This window comes from Flavobacterium sp. KMS (assembly GCF_000813005.1).
Taxonomy (GTDB): Bacteria; Bacteroidota; Bacteroidia; order Flavobacteriales; family Flavobacteriaceae; genus Flavobacterium.
On record NZ_JSYP01000013.1, the window covers coordinates 95,882 to 115,218 of the forward strand.

Here is a 19,337-nt window from a genome sequence, read left to right on the forward strand (position 1 = left end):
TATTATTGTTTTAAGACATATATAGTCTTGAATATAATCTCTCATGTTGCATGGCTCTTATATCAAAAGCAATGCTGCACATTCCGATTAAGTTTTTATCTAAACAAAGGGTTTCTGCTACCAATTGCGCTATTTTGGGCTGAAAGCGAAACATCATATCTTGTCCGTCTAGCTGACTCAGAGGTACTAATTTTACACTATTGGTAATCATTCCGATGCAACTGTTGTAAAAAAAGGCAAACAAAGATTCTTCCAGAGGGATTTCCATTAAGCAGGCATACATCCCAAAAGCAATAGCATAATGTCCCGTTGTATCACCTTTATAAATGCTTTGCTCGTATTGCAAAGCCAGATCAAATTCTTTATGTCGCCTGAAAATTTTAATGAATCGCAGCCCTAATTTTTGGCTGGCGTCTCGCATTTCTCTGGAAGATTTTAATGCAGTACATTCCTGATCCAGAAGAATCAGGGCTTGCAAATCATTGTTTAGCGTTTTTTCATAAGCCATTCGCATAAAAGAAGCATCATTGAATTTGATGTTGTATTTAAGCATATTTTCAATGAAAATTTCTGCCGATGGGGTATCTTTTACGATATTGTTTTGCACATAAGTTTCCAATCCATTAGAATGTGAAAATCCTCCTATGGGCAATGTGGGATCGGCTATATGCAGTAAACTGCCTAAAAATTTACTGGTCATTTTTTGAGGCGATATTAATAATTTTGCTGAATAAAGAGGTACTTCCCGCATGACCGTGAGGTTCTACGTTTGATTTTAATAAATTCAGTAATTGATGTTCTTCCTTTGTAGGTTGGTAACCTGCGGCTTCTAACCATCTAAACATGGGCATTTCAAAAGGCATTAATACTTTATCGTCTTGTATAAAAAGTGGCATATGTTTATTGCCAATTTCATAACAAACAGTTCCCATTTGCAACATCGTAGTAGGCTTTATTACAAGAGCTTCGCAAGGTTTTATGTACACAACAATAGCTGTATCATTATCTTGATAAAGGATATCGCCATCACGTAATCGTTGTCCTTCTTTTAAGAACTTTATAGACAATTCGGTACCGCCATTGCTAGTTTTTCGCTGGATGCGCTTGGTAGATTCATACCATTCTATTTCCAGTAAGTCAACCTTTAGTTTACCTAAAGGTTGCTGGGCAGTATTACCTAATATTTCTTTAATAAGCATGTGATAACTTTTTTAATTTAGTTTTAGCTAAGCTCTTAAAACATAAAATACAATTGAGCCAAAGGCAATTTAGTAGCAGGTTCACACGTAATATGTACACCATCTACCAATACTTTGTAATTCTCAGGATTTACTTCAATATCAGGAGTTCCATCATTATGAATCATATTTGCTTTAGAGATGTTACGGCAGTTTCTTACTGGTAAAACCATTTTTTGTAAACCATATTCTTCAACAATTCCTTTTTCGATAGAAATTTGAGATACAAAAGTGGCACAAGTACCGTATTTAGCTTTTCCGTGAGCACCAAACATTGTTCTGTAAACAATAGGCTGTGGAGTAGGGATAGAAGCATTTGGATCTCCCATTTTTGCAGCAGCGATAAATCCTCCTTTATAAATTATTTCTGGTTTTACACCAAATAATGCTGGTTTCCAAAGTACAAAATCGGCTATTTTACCTATTTCTATAGATCCTACATAATCAGAAATACCGTGAGCAATTGCTGGGTTAATAGTGTATTTAGAGATGTATCTTTTTACACGGAAATTATCATTTTCAGTATCTGGCTCTAAATATCCTCTTTGAGAACGCATTTTGCTAGCCGTTTGCCAAGTTCTGGTAACGACTTCACCTACACGCCCCATAGCTTGCGAGTCAGAACTCATGATACTAAATACTCCCATATCTTGTAGAATATCTTCGGCAGCAATAGTTTCTGGACGAATTCTAGAATCTGCAAAAGCAACATCTTCAGGAATGTTTTTACTTAGGTGATGACAAACCATTAACATATCCATGTGCTCATCTATAGTATTTACTGTAAATGGTCTTGTAGGATTTGTTGATGCTGGCAAAACATTTTTATACATTGCAGCTTTAATAATATCTGGTGCGTGTCCGCCTCCAGCACCTTCAGTATGAAAAGTATGTATAACACGACCATTAATCGCAGTCATAGTATCTTCTAGAAAACCAGCTTCGTTTAAGGTATCTGTATGTATTGCAACTTGCACATCATATTCATCAGCTACAGTAAGAGATGCATCAATAACTGCAGGAGTTGCTCCCCAGTCTTCATGAATTTTTAATCCTAATGCACCAGCTTCAATTTGTTCTACTAACGGTTTAGATGTAGAACAGTTTCCTTTTCCGAAGAAACCTAAATTCATAGGATATTCTTCTGCAGCCTGAAGCATTTTTTCAAGATTCCATTTTCCAGGAGTAATTGTTGTAGCATTAGTTCCGTCATTTGGTCCGGTTCCACCACCAATCATTGTTGTAATACCACTATACAAAGCAGTTTCTATTTGTTGCGGACAAATAAAATGAATGTGTGTATCGATTCCGCCAGCAGTAAGGATATAACCGCTACCACCATGAACTTCGGTAGAGGCACTAATGATAAGATTAGAATCTACACCATCCATAATATCTGGATTTCCAGCTTTACCAATACCTACGATTTTACCATCGCGAACACCTACATCGGCTTTTACAATTCCCCAGTGATCAATAATAATAACTCCTGTAATACAAAGGTCTAACGAACCTTGCTCACGGATAGAAGTTGTGGATTGTCCCATACCATCACGTACTGTTTTTCCTCCACCAAAAATTACTTCGTCACCATATACCGCATAATCTTTTTCGATTTCTATTATTAAATCGGTATCTCCTAATCTAATTTTGTCTCCAGTTGTTGGTCCTGCTAGATTAGCATATTTATCTCTACTTATTTTAAGACTCATTTGATGTATTTTTAAAATTTAATTGCTCAGCTAATTTTAATGCCATGTCTTTATTATGAGATGAATTGGCATCACCGTTTACAAGATTATTTAGTCCCATAATTCTGCGATTTCCACCTATTTTTACAAGGCTAACTTCTTTTTCTTCGCCTGGTTCAAAACGAACCGCAGTGCCAGATGGAATGTTTAAACGCATACAAAATGCTTTTTCTCTATCAAATTCCATGGCTCTGTTTACTTCAAAAAAGTGAAAATGCGAACCTATTTGTATTGGTCTGTCTCCTGTATTAATTACTTTTATACTAGTTGTTTCACGACCTTCATTTAAGATGATATCGCCTTCTTTTATAAATATTTCTCCTGGTATCATTTTTTGTTTTTTTTAGATTAACGAATTGGGTTGTGAACAGTTACCAGTTTAGTTCCGTCTGGGAAAGTTGCTTCTACTTGTATGTCATGAATCATTTCTGGGACACCCGGCATTACATCGTCTCGTGTTAGTACTTTGGCACCACTTTGCATAAGTTCGGCAACAGTATTGCCATCTCTGGCACCTTCCATAACAAAAGCTGTTATGATTGCAATAGTTTCGGGATAATTAAGTTTTAATCCTCTAGCTTTTCTTTTTAAAGCGACCTCGGACGCTAAAAAGACCAATAATTTCTCGGTCTCTCTTGGAGTTAAGTGCATATTTTTTGTTTTTAAATTGTTTAAAGAATACGGTGAATTACTTTCGAATTTGAGTACATCGAAAGTGGGGAAAACAGTAAAGTAATTTGTTGTGTGTAATTCGTAAAAATGGCACTTGATACACAGGGAGATAGATTCCGAAATTAAGTTTCAGGCAATTTTAAAACATCAAAAAGTTAGCACATAGAGTTATGCGTTTTTTTGATAAGAATACCTTTTCTACACTTTTGGAAGTTATGTTTCTGTGTATTAAAAATAGTTAACCCGAAGGTTTATGGTATTTTTATTGCGTGGTATTGTAAGAATAACGGTAAATTATACTGCGTACTATTTGGACTCTCTTTTAGAAGTGAGAATCTATTATCAAATGAGTTAGTTTGTAAGTAAACCAGAATTTCATAAGGAATGAAATATGGGTTTTCTATATCTAAATCTTCATTTGAAATTATTGAATCAATATCATTATTTATTCCTGATAAGGTTTTTTGAATAGACACTTCTTTTTTGTGACTACTCTTAAATAATGGTATTGCTTTGTTATTATCTGCTAACAAATTTTGTCCAAAAAACAGGAAAAATATAAAATAGAAGAATAGGACAAATCTTGTCTTATTCTTAATTTTTAAAATCTCGCTTTTTAGATTATGCATTTATTTTTTTGTAGAAATTGCTTTACAAAATTACTGTTTTTAGTAATTTGTAGGCTGCTCTACCTGCTAAAGATTTGTTAAATATAATACTAAAAAAATAAATTGTCTTTGTTTAAAGGATTTATTTTCGCTGTAAGTATCTTATTTGTAGTGTTTTATGTGATTTTTAAATAGGGTTTAGATTATCCGTTTTGATTGAAAAAAACTTGAGTAAACTATTTTCTATAAAAGATGACTGATATTGATTGACGTTTATAATTGGTATTATGATTTCTGGTTGTTTCTTTTTTTATGATGATAAATCATTGTTTATATTTTTACAAATAGTATATTTTTTTTAGAATAATTTTGTTTTATGTATTTAACTACGTAGTTTTGAATTGTAAAATATTTTGGCTATGAAAACAATAATTGTTCCTATCAATAATGACTATTCAGAAGCAGTAGTTGATTTAATATTAAGCATTCAGCAAAAAGAATTTAATGTTCCTATAACTTTACAAGATCAGCCTGATCTTCTTGAAATAAATAGTTTTTATCATGAAAAAGGAGGTTGTTTTTGGGGAGCATTTGTAGATGGAGAATTGGTTGGTACTATAGCCTTGGTAAGATATGATGATAGGGAAGGCGCAATAAGAAAGATGTTTGTAAAAAAAGAGTTCAGAGGCAAAGAGTTATTCATTGCCCAACAGCTATTGGATACTTTAATTGCTTTTAGCAAAGAAAATGACATACTTGATTTATATTTGGGAACAGTTTCGATATTAGAAGCAGCTTTACGTTTTTATGAGAGAAATAATTTTATAAGAATTGAGAAAAAAACACTTCCAGAGGCATTTCCTGTAATGGGAGCCGATAATGTGTTTTGTCATTTAAAATTAAACTAGATATGATGAATATTATAGACGAATCGGGGATTTTAGCACTATCTACAAGGCTACAACGCCTTAGCGAACAATTGCGTAAAGACGGCGCTTTGCTCTACAAATCATTTGATATTGAGTTTGAACCTAAATGGTTTCCAGTAATTTACACGCTTTACAATAAAGGCGTATTGAGTATTGTAGAAATTGCCAATGAGATTGGTTACACGCATCCATCTACAATTAGTTTACTAAAAGAATTAGAAAAACAGAAACTTATTCGTTCCAAAAAAGATAAAGAAGATGAGCGTAAACGTTTAATTGTGCTTACGCCAAAAGGACAAGATCTTATTTTAAAAATGAAACCTGTTTGGGATATTATCTCAGAAGTTCTCAATGAAATTACCGATAATGAGAATAATTTATTGAAGGCTATTAATGAAGCTGAAAGTAAAATTGCCAATCAGAGTTTTTTACAAAGAGCATTACAATTAAAGGAAAGTAAATTGTAATCTGTTTTATGATTGTTTTTACACATATATTTTTGTGCGATTACAATATAAAGTAGAGACGCACCGTAGTGCGTCTAACAACAGGTTATTTTATTTTTGTTTACGCATGTACCTTTGTGTGATTACAATATAACGTAGAGACGCACCGCAGTGCGTCTAACAAGAGGTTAAATCATCATTTTATAATTGCTCTATAAATGAAATATAATCATGTGCGCTTTTTTCTATCCTTTCTGGAGTAGCATTATTTTCTGCACCATAAAAAGCGAATAGCGGTTTATAATCGGCTTTTATATAATTAAAAGTAACTTCAAACGGAGCAGTTAGTTGCTCTAATGTGTATTTGTATCTACCTGTTATACTGTAGTCTTCTTCATTAATTCCTGCGGCGATGCTTAAAGCAATTTTTTTATTGCTTAGTTTATATCCACTTTTGGAGCCATATGCCCATCCGTGTGTTAATACTTCATCCAGCCATTTCTTGAATAAAGGCGGTGAATTAAACCAGTAAAAAGGGAATTGAAATATAATTGAATCATGGGTTTCTAAGAGCTGTTTTTCTCTTTCAATATCAATTTTCTCATCTGGATACTCACTATGTAAATCATGCAAGAGATACTTTTCGGGATGTTTTTTTAGTTCCTCAATCCATCGTTTGTTTATAATCGAATTCTTTAAATCGGGATGTATAATAATTACTAAAGTTTTCATGTTATGAATTTTAAAATTTGCTACTGCAAAGGTCAAATACATAGAGGGATTAATCAATAAGGGGCGAATTAATCATGTAGTGATAAATTAATCACCATTGAAAACTGAAGTAAGAACTCTATTTTATCTTTACTTTTGTAAATTAACAAATGAAACTAAAGATATGTATCAACGAAAAATTCCAATAGATTATAATTGTGGTCTTACTGTTGCAATGGAAGTGGTAGGTTCTAAGTGGAAGTTTTGTTTACTAGATGAAATTTCTAAAGGGATAAAGCGCCCTAAAGATTTAGTAAAAGAAATCAGTGGTATTAGCAAGCGCGTATTACAAAACCAATTAAAAGAACTGGAATTTCATGGACTTTTAAGTAAAACAGTTTACACAGAAGTTCCGCTACGAGTAGAATATTATCTTACCGAAACAGGAGAATCTCTTTTGCCATTAATTGTAGCACTCGATAAGTGGGGACTAGGTTTTGCACCTCAGTTACAAACAATATTAGAAAAAGAAGTTAGCCTTGAGTTGCATTAATGGCACGAATTTTTTTCAACATAAAGCTTAGCGAACTTTGCGTATCCCGAAGGGGCGGGATTGCGTTCTTTGCGGTTAATTTTTTTTTACACAAATTGCCACGAATTTTTATTGAGTATAAAAACTATATACGTAGTATTTAAACTCAACACACAACGTAACCCCAAACTTGTCACCCTGACGCAGGAAGGGTCTCTGTTAGTGACTCGACAAAGATTATGGAGTTTCTCGTGGAGACCCTTCGTTCCTCAGGGTGACAATATTGAGGTAAAGCTTTGCGCCCTTTGCGTTTAATTTTTTGCCACAGATTTTAAAGCTTTGCGTTCTTTGCGTAAATCCTTGCGACCTTTGCGGTTAAATAACCGTAACAGTATCAAAATTCAATGTTTCTATTACCGATAAATCAGTATTAAATTGTACAAAGCTTGCAGGGAATCCAGTTTTTATTTTACCAAGTTTATCTCCCATGCCAATGGCATTTGCCACGTGTGAAGTTGCCATTTTTATCGCTTCATCTGCAGAAACATCTAAATGATTATAAGCATTCTGTACTGCATCTAGCATCGATATACTTGCTCCGGCAAGACTCCCTTCTTCGTTTCTATAAAAACCATCTTCAAGATGAGCATTAAAATTATCCCATACAAAAGAGGAAACTTTACGCCCAAGAAATGTAGCATCACTAATTAAGAAGAATTTATCTTGTTTTAGTTTATAAGCCAATTTTGCTGCAGCATAATCACAATGTGCGCCATCCAGAATCACGGGTGCATAAACATTTTCATTTTCGAGAGTTGCTCCAACTAAACCAGGTTCGCGATGACCAAATTGTGTCATGGCATTAAATAAATGGGTAACGAGTTTTATCCCTTTCGAAAAGTAAACCTGTGCTTCTTTGTGGGTAATGGTCGAATGTCCTATCGAAATTGTAATTCCGCTTTCTAATAACATATTCAGTTGTTCATCGGTAAAACATTCTGGGGCAATCGTGATTACTTTTATAACATCTTTTCCATGTCGTATAATTTCTTCAAGCTCAGAATTAGTTGGTTTACGCACTTGGTCAATACTATGTGCTCCACGCTTTAAAGGATTTAAAAAAGAACCTTCCAGATGCATTCCAATTACGCCATTGTTATGCTTTTTTCTGTAACTACGCACAGCTTCAATTCCTTTAAGAATCGTTTCGTTAGATGATGATATTAAACACGGAAGCACATGAGTTGTTCCGTATTTAAGACTTGAATCATATATATCCTGAATTGTTTCTTCGGTTGGTGTCTGACTAAAATAATGCTTTTCGCCACCGTTTATCTGAATATCGATAAATCCTGCCGCAATATGGTTTCCTTGTAAATCAATCGTTTCAATATCATTTGGAATATCATTTTGAACAGAAAGAATCGTTCCGTTTTCGATAATAATGACACCGTTATTAATTATTTCGTCACCAGTATGTATAGTTGTATTGATAATGGCTTGTTTCATTTTTATAATTTTATTGCTAATGTTTAATTAAGTATTTTACATTAATTGCACTACTTTTTATATTTAATCTTGTAATACAAACTTAGCATATTTCTTAAACAATGATAAGGATTTGATTTTCAATATTAGATTGTTTTTTTTATCAAAAATATATTTTCGTAAGGCACCAGAGTAGCAAAATTTCACAGATAATTTGTGAATACAAAATGGGAAACTTCAATTTTATAAAAGTCGAATATGCACATTAGGGTTTGGCTAATAGTTAGTAATTAGGCGATTAGCATTATTAATTTTTAGAGGTAATGATATTTTTTTTATCTTTAATAGGAATTAAGTATCTTATTATTAATAACTTATAAATGTAATAATTATGACTACAGCTACTTCTATTACCATTTTAAAACAGCAAAAAACACTTAAAACGCTAGCATCTATATTCCAGTTTTTGGCTTATGTTGTTGGTTTAGTAACACTAATAGGGACAGTGTATCTTATTGCGACTCCAAGAGGAATTGGGGGATGGATTTTGCCAGCATCTACTTTTTTTTCAGGATTTATTCTGTTTTTATTTTTATTCTCTTTTTCAAAAATTATAAATATTCTAATTGAAATCAGTAGCAAATGAAAAAGAATTTCATCTGTTTGTTATGCATTCTAATATTAGGATCATGCGCTGATAAGAAAAGTAGCGAAGGCGAAACAGTAGATGTAGTTTTGGTTGGTGGTGGAATCATGAGTGTGACTTTGGCAAATATGCTAAATGAGCTTGATCCAGACATGACCATGGTTGCCTACGAAAGGCTTGATGCTGTAGGTCTGGAAAGTTCATCGGCATGGAATAATGCCGGAACAGGACATTCTGCACTATGCGAACTCAACTATACACCCGAACTAAAAGATGGTAGTATTGATACTCATAAAGCGGTTGAGATAAATGAATCCTTTGAAATCTCAAAAGAGTTTTGGTCGTATTTGGTAGGAAATAATAAAATTGGTCCACCAAAAACCTTCATTAATCCAACGCCACATATGAGTTTTGTGATAGGAGAAGACAATGTAAAATACCTTAAGAAAAGATTCCTGGCATTGCAGAAAGAACCCCTTTTTACTGGTATGGAATTTTCTGATGATCAAAAACAAATCAATAATTGGATTCCGCTTGTAATGAACGGAAGAGATCCTTCGCAAAAAGTTGCTGCTACAAAAATTGATATTGGAACCGATGTTAATTATGGAGCACTTACTAATGAGTTGACTTCTAATCTTGTAAAATCTGGAAAAATGAAGTTGGAAGTAAATCATGAAGTAACCAATTTTAAAAGGAATGAAGATGGTACTTGGAAAGTGTATATTAAAGACTTAAAAAATAATATAACCAAAACCATTAATGCGAAGTTTGTTTTTATAGGAGCAGGAGGAGCAACGCTCCCATTACTAGAAAAAACACATATTCCTGAAGCAAAAGGTTATGGAGGTTTTCCTGTAAGCGGGGAGTGGTTGGTGTGTAATAATCCTAAAATAATAGCGCAGCATCAAGCCAAAGTATATGGAAAAGCTTCGGTAGGTTCACCACCAATGTCGGTTCCGCATCTTGATACGCGAGTTATCGATGGTAAAAAAGAACTTTTATTTGGACCTTTTGCAGGATTTTCATCCAAATTTCTTAAAAACGGAACTTGGGCAGATTTGCCTGCATCATTTAATTTCTATAATATAAGGCCTATGCTAGAAGCTGGTCTTGACAATGTTCCGCTTACAAAGTATTTGGTAGAACAAGTTGTACTTACACCCGAACAAAGATTGGCGGCATTGCAGGAATATTTTCCTAAAGCCAAGATGGAAGATTGGGATTTAAAAATTGCAGGGCAAAGGGTTCAGGTTATAAAAATTGACAATACAACACAAAGGGGGATTTTACAATTTGGTACCGAAGTCGTAACAGCGTCAGACGGAAGTGTTGCTGCTTTACTCGGTGCATCGCCAGGAGCATCAACCTCGGTTTCGATTATGCTCAAGGTAATAGAAAAATGTTTTAAAAATGAACTTAAGACACCAAAATGGCAAGAGAAAATAAAAGAGATGATTCCGTCATACGGACTAAAATTATCAGATAATATTCCTCTCGCTAATAAAATAAGGAAAAACAATAGTGAGAAACTCGGAATTGTTTGGAAAGAAATCCATACAGTTGCTCCAAAAACGGAGACTCCTTAATTGATTTCTGATTTTTAAAGAATCTATCCATACGTTATAAAAGATGTATGGATTTTTTTTGCAATTTAAATAGCCGTAAAAAGAATGTATTACGTTATTATTTAGTGAAATAATAGATTACAAAATGTAGGTAAAATGTGTTTCTAAAATAAATTAGAAGGTTTTGGTTCGTAATTATATGTTAAATACGTCAGTTTTATAATAACAAAAAAAGCTGTTTTAAGATTTGAGATGCTTATTTTGTTTTATAATGTGGCCATGAATTTAGTTTTAAAAAGTATTGAGTTCCTTCGATTATTAATCATAGTAATTAATAATTGAAGGAACTTTTTAATGTAGGTTAAGGAAAAAAATATTTATAAATTCGCCACAAGAAATAAAAACGATTCTACTATTATTAATCGTGCTATTTCTTTTTAGATAGACTGTTTTGTTTCAATGCCCTGAAAATATTATAACCTATGAAGAATTTATTTTTTACGCTTACATTTTTAATTTGCTCATTTACGAGTATCAATGCACAAACCGAAGGTCTTGATGTAGGAGACATAATTCCAGATATAGATCTTCCGGATACAAAAGGCAATGTAGTAACTCTTTCCTCTTTAAGAGGATCTTTGGTATTTGTTGATTTTTGGGCATCATGGTGTGGACCTTGTGTTAAGGAACAACCTGAATTAATAAAATTGTACCAAAAATATCCTAATAAGTTTTTGATTTATGGTGTTTCTTTAGACTCTAAAAAACAGGCTTGGTTAGGCGCAATGGCAAAAATAAAACAACCATGGATACAAGTAAGTGATTTAAAACTTTGGGATTCTCCTGTTGTATTAAACTATAAAATTCAAGCAATTCCGCTTAATTTTTTAATTGATAAAAACGGAATCATTCTTGCCAAAAATATTCATGGTAGTAAATTAGATGAGCTTATTAAAACGTTAACAACTGCTAACTAGTTTTCTTTTTATTTTCTTCTTTATCAAATTCCCTTTCCATTATATTGCTCAGGATTAGTATTTCTAGTTCCTAATGTAAAGCAATATTACAGCTCCTTTATGCCTTTATTTTTTTGAGTTTTGCCTATGTTTTAAATCAAAAATGGCTTAACGCAAGACATTATTGCTTTTTAGTGAACAATGTATAAAAGAATACTCTAGACCTTTACTTCCTAATATAATTTTATTTTCTAAGCCTAAAAACGCAACTGTATTTGTTTGTGATACAGTTGTGTATGGTTATTTATTTAAGGTTTGTTATTATATATGCCGTGTTATAAATAATAGAAAGTTCTTAATGTTGATTAAAAAAAATGCGTAAACTCCAGATTTATAGTGCTAAAGTTATTGATAGATTATTCCTTTTTGCGAAGTATAAAAATAAGATTATAAAAACATCTATAAAAAATACTTTGCAAACATTAAGTTTATTTGATGAGCAGAAAAGGCAAGAATATCTTTTGGCTTTGAACGAAGTTGTAATAAAAGAAAAGATTTTTTTGAATAGAAATCTTGTTATTCGCGATTTATCTAAAAAAACGAGTATTCCTGTACATCAACTTTCTATTTTGATTAATACACAATATAACCTTCGTTTTCAGGATTATATTAATAGAAAAAGAGTAAGTTATTTTATAGACAACTTTGATCATAATTTGACTATTGAAGGAATGGCTTGGAATTCGGGATTTAAATCCAGAACAACTTGTTTTAGGGCATTTATAAAACATACAGGAAAATCTCCTTCAGACTACATTAAATTTATAAAAAAGAGTTGTTGTTAAGAAGATTTTATTTCTGTATTATAAATATTCAGAGTATTCTTCATTAGAAAATTATGTAAGAAAAATCAATTGCTTATATTAGATGTTTTAGTTAAGTATTCACTTTTGGTACGATTGTTTCTTTTTGATTTGTTATTTAAATTAAATAGTTGAGGTTAAATTGTTCAGATGAATTAAATTATAAAACGGGTGTTTTTATGAAAACATTTGAACATTTTTGTAGCGCAGATCTAGATTGGGTTGCTCATTTTGCAGCGCAACTTGGAGCTAAAATAGAAGGGAATTTTATAGTTATTCCTAAGAAGTGTCATTATTCCGGAACATGTTATTTTCTAGAATGTAATGAAGGTATTGTTGCGTTTTATGTAGATGTGGTTCATAATATTGATTTTCAGGTAACGCAGAAAAATGTAAAAGATGATTTCGTTGCGATGTATTATAATCTGACAGAAGGAGAAGTTTCTATTTTAAAAGATGATATTGTATACGACTTAGGGCTTTGGAAATATAATTTACTAATTATGGATGGTGCCTTACAGTCAGATTTTTACGCTAAGGCAGGAAGTAAAATTTATATGCTTTGTGTTTTTATAAAAAAAAATATCTTACAATTTTTTGCTCAAAAGAATAATATTCCTTTTGATAGTATTAAAAAAAAGAGGAATCACGAAGATAGGGAGATTGTAAAATTTGACCGAATGAGCAACGAGAGTTATCATATTCTGAACGATTTACGCAAACTAAAAGTTGGAGGAGCAATATTTGATTTAAATCTAAAAGGAAGTGTTCAGTTATTACTTTCAAACTATTTAAATAAATTATCAAAAAAAAGAATCATCCTCGAAGAAGTTAATAGAAATGATTTTAATGCTATCATTTCTAGCCAAATGTATTTAATGGATAACGTAGAAAGTAATTTTCCCACGATTAAAAAACTGGCTTTTAATGCAAATATGTCTCTATCAAAATTTAAAGTTCTTTTTAAAGAAATAACAGGAACTACGCCAAATTTGTTCTTTATGAATAATAAATTGCATAGAGCAAAAGAACTCCTTGAAGGTAGACAACTAACGATATTACAAATTTCGGATAGATTGCATTTTGGAAATACGTCCTATTTTGGGGCAAAATTTAAAAAGTTTTTTGGGATATCTCCCAGTACTTTTATCAAGCAATTATGAGATGAAAATCGTATAATCATCTTTGCAAAATACAAGAGGGTTTATTCCTGATTCTTTCGTAAAAAGGGACTTCTATTTTTATAAAAATGGATACAATGTGTATAATTTTTACACAAGTTGTATACTAATTATACACAGTTAATATACAAAAACTATCGTAATCGTCTCAATTTCTATTTAAAAGGACAATGGCACGGGGCTTGCTAAATTGGGATTTGTCCATTCTTTACAAACGAGAACAAGAAACGAAAAAGGATGGCATTTAGATAAAAGCCTTAATATAGAAAACGATAGTAATACAAGCATGAAAACTGAAACAATTTCAAAACAATTATTCTCTACAAGCAGCAATACAGGTAATAGCGGAGATTCATTAACAGGTTCTTTTTTTCGTATTAACGATAAATCATTCGCAAAAGCGATAAAAGAAACATCAAGTCCGTTAGGGATTATGGTACTTATCAGTACTTTTTTATTAATGATTGCTGGAGCTTTCTTAGTATATAAATTTCAATCAGACTTTGACCAATTTCATATAGACAGAATAAATTCTACGTGGGGATATCCATTTTTGGTTATAACAACAGTCTTTTTTCTTTTTAAAACGGGTGTTTTTTTATTTAATTTATTTCTTTATTTTAAATATAAACCAATAGAATCTGTTACAGATGAGTTATTGCCAACTTGTACCATAATTGTTCCTGCTTACAACGAAGGTAAACTGGTTTGGGATACTTTAGTAAGTTTAGCAGATAGCGATTATCCAGAGCAAAAAATGCAAATACTTGCTATTGATGATGGTAGTAAAGATGATACTTGGTACTGGATGCAACAAGCAAAAGTAAAATTAGGAGATCGTTTATCTATCTATCAGCAGCCTAAAAACCAAGGAAAACGTCATGCATTACACCGTGGATTTAATCTTGGTAACGGAGAAATTTTTGTGACTGTAGATAGTGATTCAGTAGTAAAAAAAGATACAGTAAGAAACTTAGTAAGTCCGTTTATTACAAATAAAAATTGTGGAGCCGTTGCAGGAAATGTACTTGTTTTAAATAATAAAAAAGCAATACTTCCTAAAATGTTAAATGTAAGTTTCGTAATGAGTTTTGAATTCATGCGTTCTGCCGAAAGTGTATTAGGATCTGTACTTTGTACTCCTGGAGCTTTAGCAGCTTATCGTAGTGATGCCGTATTTGCATGCCTTCCGGAATGGATTGATCAAACTTTTATGGGACAACCATCAGACATTGGCGAAGACCGTGCAATGACAAACATGATCTTAAAACAAGGACATGAAGTATTGTTTCAAAGAAATTCATACGTATTAACAAACGTACCCGAAAATTATACTGGTTTATATAAAATGTTCATCAGATGGGGAAGAAGTAATGTGCGTGAGAACTTAATGATGGCACAATATGTTTTTAAAGATTTTAGAAAAGGATCTAAATTTGGTACAAGATTATTATTTATAGATCAATCGCTTAAAATTGTTATGGCATATCCATTCATGTTATTTATGCTGTTTTTTATAGTAGTACATCCATTATTGTTTTTAGGATCTACGCTTTTAAGTATATTGATTGTATCTAGTTTCTCGGCTTTATTTTATGCCAAAAGACATAATGTATCAGAGTCATTCTGGGCATATTCTTATAGCGTGTTTTACACCTTTGGTTTATTCTGGATTACCCCTTATGCAATTATTACAGCAAATAAAAGAGGTTGGTTAACACGTGGTTTATCTGAAGTTAAATAGATAAAACGATTGTGATTTTATAAACTCAAACGAGTTAAAATATTTATAAAAATATTTTAACTCGTTTTTTTTATGATGTGTCGTTGGGGTAAAAACGATTCTACAAAACTGATAACAGCTTTGTAGAACATATACTCAATATACTCTCAAACTTGTCACCCTGAGGCACGAAGGGTCACCACTAGTAGCTCGATAATGTAAGACAAGTTTGTGTTAGTTTCTTGCGAAGACCCTTCGTACCTCAGGGTGACAATATTGAGGAAGAACTTTGTGCACCTTGCATAAAACCTTGCGCTCTATTTTTTAACAGTAATTGCATCCGAAAGAGTTAATTTCATCTTTTACCAACTAGTTAACAATTACTTTTTAGAGTGTTTTTTATCTTCGCCAAAAAATATTTTAAATTTAGATTATGAGATATTATTCAATTTCATTGCTTTTTTTCTTTTTCATTACATTGTCAAATGCGCAACATCATAATAGTAGTACAGATAAACCGTCGACACATGGAATGTTGATTTTTGGGAAAGAAAAAATTTATGCTTCGCACTTACCAATGTTTCATTCTCCACATAATTATCAAATTATTTTGGAACTAGAATTGGATAGTAAAACAAAGAAACTATTTGTAGAGGATCAGGAAAAGAACCCGGATTATAACACTTATATGATTGAGCCCGAAAAGTTTGTTTTGCCAGATATGATTAACAATCCTAAATCATTTAAAGCAAATCTTTACAGAGGTCATTTTGAAAGAGGAGGGAAGAAAATAGCTTCGGATGTTGTGGTATCTATCAAACAAGTGATTTTTTATAAAAAGTTTAATCCGGATGAAGTAAAGTCAAGTGCAACTAATTTTATAATTTTTGGTAATGCAAAAGAACAATTTATGGTTCATGAGCTTATAAATAAACCCGATTTCGAGCAGATTTTAGAAGTAAAAATAGATTTGACTACACTTATAAAAAATGAAAAATATAGTTTAATCAATGTGAATAAATCTGGAAATAGTCCAATTGGAGTAGCTGGAAATGATATTCAGGTTGATGCAAATGGAACGAATTATTCTATTACTCTTTTAAAACAATTGTATCTGGAATTTGATGATTTAAAGTAATATTTTATAAAAAGAAAATAACTATTTCTCGAACCATATAAGTGATGTAAGTTCATTTAAGTTTTGCAGAAAAGACCAGCTTATATTTACTTACATCACTTATATGGTTAAATTAATTACTTTAATATAATCGATGGAGTAGTTTCTCGTATAAAAATCAACGCATCAAAATCGATACCGGGCTTCATAGGTAATGCTATTACATTAGTCCAGTTAGAGTATATATTGGTTATGTTGCCATTTGCATTATAAAAAGGACTTTCTTCGGCAGTATCAAAGGCTACAAAGAAAGTAGGGAACTTAGCTTCTGCAAACAATGCCGAATAAGATTTTGGTTGCGCTTCAAAACTGTGTTCTACATAATCATTGCCGTCTAATACAGTCACTTTTCCTTTAAAAGTATCAAAACCTATTGCGTAATATTCATTGCCGTATTTCTCTTTTACATGATATCCCATTCCTTTTGCTTTAGGCATATTGGTATCTTTTGCAAAATGGATATTGTGTCCCCAAATAATGGTTTTGGTTTTAGTTTCTTGTTGGAAATCGATAAGATTTTCGGCCATAAATTGATCTCTGGCCAAAGGATTAGATAATAATGTGCCTTGGTATAAAAGGGATATGTATTTTTTAAATTCATTAAAACCTTTAATTGTCGATGTGCCTTTAAGTTTTACTTCGGTATTTAAGCGAGAAATAATTCCCGTTTCATCATCAGATAATTCATATAGAGGAAAATCTGGAGTTGTTATCTTTTTTAAAACTGGTATTGCAGCTGATCCATTAGTATAAAGAGACGCATTTTTTGTTAAATAAGCAGAACAAAAGTTGGCAGACGCATCAATATCAGATTTGATATAATTAGTGTCAAAACCAAAAAGATTAACTTTATCCTTAGGAGTTTTGGAGGTATTATATGTCTTTACCCATTCAAATAAATCATATATTTCTTTTGTATTAAACAATCGTAATGGTTTCATGAGTTGTTTTAAATCTCCTTTTCCAGTTAATAAATAAACATTAATTGGTTCTATCGCCGAATATCCAAACTCAAAACCAATCGATTTATATTGGGCATTTGTGATTAGATATTTGATAATGCGATTCTTCTCGGTATAAAATTCATGAGTTCCGTGAGAAGCTTCTCCCAGGCCACAAATTTTGTTATCCTTGAGCAGATTGGTTAACTGCGAGTAATAAGCCTTATTGTCATTCTCATTGTCGGTAATGGGTAATGCATGAGAATTTATCCAGCTTAGGGATTGTCCTTGAGCAAAAGTACAAACAGAAAAAAAGCAACTGAACAAAACGGAGTAAAGGAAGTTTTTGGTCATATAGTAGTTTTTGATTACTAAAATACAAATAATAATTATATGATGTAATGCAATACCTTTTGTACTTTAATAATTATTTATGCTATTGACCTGTTAACTTGAAAATTGCAATAAAAACTAACACAACAGCATAAGTGATGAATAGCAAATGGGTTGTGGTCATTTTCATTCTTATTCGAGCCAGTCTCTTTAATTTATTACGATGCAGTAGTCTTTTTTGTTCAGGATAGTTGTTCATAATGATTTAGATTTTCATTATTGAAGCAAACATAATACCTGTAAATTTTGTAATGAATTAAACGATTGTTTGTTAGTGTTTTATGGTTTTTTTTAATGTTTTTTTTATAAAATGAATACTATCAAAATGATATTATATTTCTCAAAATGGAATAGTTCCTTTTTTAATTTCCTTTTATCCGATTTAAGATTCCTTGCATTAAGGCTTTTCCATCACGTTTTTGCTTAGGAACTTCTTGAGCCTTTAGTTTTCCGTTTTCATCCTTAAAAATATAGCTAAAGGCAAATTGAGGCTGTTTGGGATCTTTAGTAAGCAAGCCAAAGCGCAAATCATTAAAGTAATACTCGTTATCTTTTTTGGTTACAATAAACCATCCTTCGCTCACTTTTTTTAAGGTTTCAAAATCGGGATTGCCAGTAAGCTGCTGCGATAAGGCATTGTTTTTTTCATAACGTTCAAAAGTTATCGGCTGGCTATCAAATAAGGAATAATCACCTAATAGATACGCTTCTTTTGTAGCCACATTAGCATTCCATAAAATGCAATTAAAGGCAGTAGGTTTTACAATAAGATCACTATAAGATATATGTTGTTCTTGCAATGCATTTTTAAATTGTTGTAAAGCATATAATTTTAAACTACAAGTTACCAAGAGATAAAACGAACTAATATATATTCCGCGTAAAACATATTTTTTTCGCAAAGCGAAAGTAGGTTTGCGCAATCCTATAATTAAACAAATAAGCAACGGAAGCGTATATAAAGGATCAATTACAAATATAGTTTTTAAGGCAATTCGGTCGGGTAGAGGCCAGAAAATTTGTGTTCCCCAAGATGTAAACATATCCAGTAATACATGGGTAAATAAACACCAAAATACTAAAATAGTAGCACTACGAAAATTAATTTTCTCTTGTTCGATCTTAGAAATAAGCCAACCTAAAATGGGCGATAGTAAACCAAAAAATAATAAGGAATGACTTAATCCCCGATGAATTGCTACACCATCTACTGGGTTTAAAAACTGCCCAAACAAAACATCTAAGTCAGGTATAGTTCCTAGAATTGCACCATATAAAATCGTTTTGCGTTGCAATTTTTCACCTGCACATAATTCGGCAGTTGCAATTCCTAACACAATTTGAGTAAAAGAATCCATGAGTTGTAGTTGAACAGCAAATTTAAACAGAAAGATCTAAAGTATTAAAATGTTTTTCAACTGTATCGGAGTGGAATGTTTATAGCAAATATTGTCTATAATGGGACACAGATGATACGGATTTACAAAAGTAAAGACGCGGATCAAAACGGATTT

The 19,337-nt window shown here is 32.0% G+C and carries 20 protein-coding genes; 10 read left to right on the plus strand and 10 right to left on the minus strand.

The window, feature by feature from the left end; all coding sequences use genetic code 11:
- Window positions 1-10 precede the first annotated feature (10 nt).
- From OA93_RS14485 to OA93_RS14510, 6 genes are all read right to left on the minus strand, one after another.
- Window positions 11-700, minus strand: a complete 690-nt coding sequence (locus OA93_RS14485) for an urease accessory protein UreF (RefSeq protein ID WP_039114082.1) — start codon at window positions 698-700, stop codon at window positions 11-13.
- Entirely contained in the window at window positions 690-1,199 is a 510-nt protein-coding gene (gene ureE, locus OA93_RS14490) for an urease accessory protein UreE (RefSeq protein ID WP_039114083.1), read from the minus strand. Before ureE ends, OA93_RS14485 begins: the two co-directional genes overlap by 11 nt.
- A gap of 35 nt (window positions 1,200-1,234) precedes the next feature.
- Window positions 1,235-2,950: an urease subunit alpha gene (gene ureC / locus OA93_RS14495; RefSeq protein ID WP_039114084.1), complete on the minus strand. Its 1,716-nt coding sequence runs from the start codon at window positions 2,948-2,950 to the stop codon at window positions 1,235-1,237.
- Window positions 2,940-3,320, minus strand: a complete 381-nt coding sequence (ureB, locus tag OA93_RS14500; protein ID WP_039114086.1) for an urease subunit beta — start codon at window positions 3,318-3,320, stop codon at window positions 2,940-2,942. Before ureB ends, ureC begins: the two co-directional genes overlap by 11 nt.
- Window positions 3,321-3,337: 17 nt before the next feature.
- Window positions 3,338-3,640, minus strand: coding sequence for an urease subunit gamma (gene ureA / locus OA93_RS14505; RefSeq protein WP_039114087.1), 303 nt, complete (start codon window positions 3,638-3,640; stop codon window positions 3,338-3,340).
- Between the two features lie 272 nt (window positions 3,641-3,912).
- A complete protein-coding gene (locus OA93_RS14510; protein ID WP_039114089.1) occupies window positions 3,913-4,290 on the minus strand; it encodes a hypothetical protein in 378 nt (125 codons plus the stop codon).
- Between the two features lie 398 nt (window positions 4,291-4,688).
- On the opposite strand from OA93_RS14510, the gene OA93_RS14515 reads away from it, so the two are divergent.
- A complete protein-coding gene (locus tag OA93_RS14515) occupies window positions 4,689-5,177 on the plus strand; it encodes a GNAT family N-acetyltransferase (protein ID WP_039114090.1) in 489 nt (162 codons plus the stop codon).
- 5 nt (window positions 5,178-5,182) lie between these two features.
- Window positions 5,183-5,665: a MarR family transcriptional regulator gene (locus OA93_RS14520; protein WP_039114120.1), complete on the plus strand. Its 483-nt coding sequence runs from the start codon at window positions 5,183-5,185 to the stop codon at window positions 5,663-5,665.
- 180 nt (window positions 5,666-5,845) lie between these two features.
- Here OA93_RS14520 and OA93_RS14525 read toward each other — a convergent pair whose 3' ends face one another.
- Window positions 5,846-6,376: an NAD(P)H-dependent oxidoreductase gene (locus OA93_RS14525; protein ID WP_039114091.1), complete on the minus strand. Its 531-nt coding sequence runs from the start codon at window positions 6,374-6,376 to the stop codon at window positions 5,846-5,848.
- A 163-nt stretch (window positions 6,377-6,539) separates the two neighbouring features.
- Between OA93_RS14525 and OA93_RS14530 the strand changes: the two genes are divergently transcribed.
- On the plus strand, window positions 6,540-6,908 hold the full coding sequence (locus tag OA93_RS14530) for a helix-turn-helix domain-containing protein (protein WP_039114092.1): 369 nt from the start codon (window positions 6,540-6,542) through the stop codon (window positions 6,906-6,908).
- A 354-nt stretch (window positions 6,909-7,262) separates the two neighbouring features.
- On the opposite strand, the gene nagA is transcribed toward OA93_RS14530, so the two are convergent.
- On the minus strand, window positions 7,263-8,396 hold the full coding sequence (nagA, locus tag OA93_RS14535) for an N-acetylglucosamine-6-phosphate deacetylase (RefSeq protein WP_039114094.1): 1,134 nt from the start codon (window positions 8,394-8,396) through the stop codon (window positions 7,263-7,265).
- Window positions 8,397-8,766: 370 nt separating this feature from the next.
- Here nagA and OA93_RS14540 point away from each other — a divergent pair, with 370 nt between their 5' ends.
- The 7 genes from OA93_RS14540 to OA93_RS14570 all read left to right on the plus strand — a co-directional run bounded on the left by OA93_RS14540 (window position 8,767) and on the right by OA93_RS14570 (window position 16,450).
- On the plus strand, window positions 8,767-9,021 hold the full coding sequence (locus OA93_RS14540) for a hypothetical protein (RefSeq protein WP_039114095.1): 255 nt from the start codon (window positions 8,767-8,769) through the stop codon (window positions 9,019-9,021).
- Window positions 9,018-10,610, plus strand: coding sequence for a malate dehydrogenase (quinone) (gene mqo, locus OA93_RS14545; protein ID WP_039114096.1), 1,593 nt, complete (start codon window positions 9,018-9,020; stop codon window positions 10,608-10,610). The genes OA93_RS14540 and mqo overlap by 4 nt, the downstream gene beginning before the upstream one ends.
- 461 nt (window positions 10,611-11,071) lie before the next feature.
- On the plus strand, window positions 11,072-11,566 hold the full coding sequence (locus OA93_RS14550) for a TlpA disulfide reductase family protein (RefSeq protein WP_039114098.1): 495 nt from the start codon (window positions 11,072-11,074) through the stop codon (window positions 11,564-11,566).
- 353 nt (window positions 11,567-11,919) lie between these two features.
- Window positions 11,920-12,390, plus strand: coding sequence for a helix-turn-helix domain-containing protein (locus OA93_RS14555; protein WP_039114100.1), 471 nt, complete (start codon window positions 11,920-11,922; stop codon window positions 12,388-12,390).
- Between the two features lie 197 nt (window positions 12,391-12,587).
- Entirely contained in the window at window positions 12,588-13,571 is a 984-nt protein-coding gene (locus OA93_RS14560; protein ID WP_131474480.1) for an AraC family transcriptional regulator, read from the plus strand.
- 304 nt (window positions 13,572-13,875) lie between these two features.
- Window positions 13,876-15,333, plus strand: a complete 1,458-nt coding sequence (locus OA93_RS14565) for a glycosyltransferase family 2 protein (protein WP_039114121.1) — start codon at window positions 13,876-13,878, stop codon at window positions 15,331-15,333.
- 412 nt (window positions 15,334-15,745) lie between these two features.
- The gene (locus tag OA93_RS14570; protein WP_039114102.1) at window positions 15,746-16,450 is read left to right on the plus strand and encodes a hypothetical protein; all 705 of its coding nucleotides are present in this window, start codon (window positions 15,746-15,748) and stop codon (window positions 16,448-16,450) included.
- A gap of 116 nt (window positions 16,451-16,566) precedes the next feature.
- On the opposite strand, the gene OA93_RS14575 is transcribed toward OA93_RS14570, so the two are convergent.
- Both OA93_RS14575 and OA93_RS14580 read right to left on the minus strand, forming a co-directional pair.
- Window positions 16,567-17,784, minus strand: coding sequence for an erythromycin esterase family protein (locus tag OA93_RS14575; RefSeq protein WP_039114104.1), 1,218 nt, complete (start codon window positions 17,782-17,784; stop codon window positions 16,567-16,569).
- 401 nt (window positions 17,785-18,185) lie between these two features.
- Window positions 18,186-19,181: a metal-dependent hydrolase gene (locus tag OA93_RS14580; RefSeq protein ID WP_039114105.1), complete on the minus strand. Its 996-nt coding sequence runs from the start codon at window positions 19,179-19,181 to the stop codon at window positions 18,186-18,188.
- Window positions 19,182-19,337: the final 156 nt, after the last annotated feature.

What these genes read in the sequence shown, in the direction of transcription:
- OA93_RS14485 (WP_039114082.1), bottom strand. Translation starts at nt 700, where the DNA reads ATGACCAGTAAATTTTTAGGCAGTTTACTGCATATAGCCGATCCCACA.
- ureE (WP_039114083.1), bottom strand. Translation starts at nt 1,199, where the DNA reads ATGCTTATTAAAGAAATATTAGGTAATACTGCCCAGCAACCTTTAGGT.
- ureC (WP_039114084.1), bottom strand. Translation starts at nt 2,950, where the DNA reads ATGAGTCTTAAAATAAGTAGAGATAAATATGCTAATCTAGCAGGACCA.
- ureB (WP_039114086.1), bottom strand. Translation starts at nt 3,320, where the DNA reads ATGATACCAGGAGAAATATTTATAAAAGAAGGCGATATCATCTTAAAT.
- ureA (WP_039114087.1), bottom strand. Translation starts at nt 3,640, where the DNA reads ATGCACTTAACTCCAAGAGAGACCGAGAAATTATTGGTCTTTTTAGCG.
- OA93_RS14510 (WP_039114089.1), bottom strand. Translation starts at nt 4,290, where the DNA reads ATGCATAATCTAAAAAGCGAGATTTTAAAAATTAAGAATAAGACAAGA.
- OA93_RS14515 (WP_039114090.1), top strand. Translation starts at nt 4,689, where the DNA reads ATGAAAACAATAATTGTTCCTATCAATAATGACTATTCAGAAGCAGTA.
- OA93_RS14520 (WP_039114120.1), top strand. Translation starts at nt 5,183, where the DNA reads ATGAATATTATAGACGAATCGGGGATTTTAGCACTATCTACAAGGCTA.
- OA93_RS14525 (WP_039114091.1), bottom strand. Translation starts at nt 6,376, where the DNA reads ATGAAAACTTTAGTAATTATTATACATCCCGATTTAAAGAATTCGATT.
- OA93_RS14530 (WP_039114092.1), top strand. Translation starts at nt 6,540, where the DNA reads ATGTATCAACGAAAAATTCCAATAGATTATAATTGTGGTCTTACTGTT.
- nagA (WP_039114094.1), bottom strand. Translation starts at nt 8,396, where the DNA reads ATGAAACAAGCCATTATCAATACAACTATACATACTGGTGACGAAATA.
- OA93_RS14540 (WP_039114095.1), top strand. Translation starts at nt 8,767, where the DNA reads ATGACTACAGCTACTTCTATTACCATTTTAAAACAGCAAAAAACACTT.
- mqo (WP_039114096.1), top strand. Translation starts at nt 9,018, where the DNA reads ATGAAAAAGAATTTCATCTGTTTGTTATGCATTCTAATATTAGGATCA.
- OA93_RS14550 (WP_039114098.1), top strand. Translation starts at nt 11,072, where the DNA reads ATGAAGAATTTATTTTTTACGCTTACATTTTTAATTTGCTCATTTACG.
- OA93_RS14555 (WP_039114100.1), top strand. Translation starts at nt 11,920, where the DNA reads ATGCGTAAACTCCAGATTTATAGTGCTAAAGTTATTGATAGATTATTC.
- OA93_RS14560 (WP_131474480.1), top strand. Translation starts at nt 12,588, where the DNA reads ATGAAAACATTTGAACATTTTTGTAGCGCAGATCTAGATTGGGTTGCT.
- OA93_RS14565 (WP_039114121.1), top strand. Translation starts at nt 13,876, where the DNA reads ATGAAAACTGAAACAATTTCAAAACAATTATTCTCTACAAGCAGCAAT.
- OA93_RS14570 (WP_039114102.1), top strand. Translation starts at nt 15,746, where the DNA reads ATGAGATATTATTCAATTTCATTGCTTTTTTTCTTTTTCATTACATTG.
- OA93_RS14575 (WP_039114104.1), bottom strand. Translation starts at nt 17,784, where the DNA reads ATGACCAAAAACTTCCTTTACTCCGTTTTGTTCAGTTGCTTTTTTTCT.
- OA93_RS14580 (WP_039114105.1), bottom strand. Translation starts at nt 19,181, where the DNA reads ATGGATTCTTTTACTCAAATTGTGTTAGGAATTGCAACTGCCGAATTA.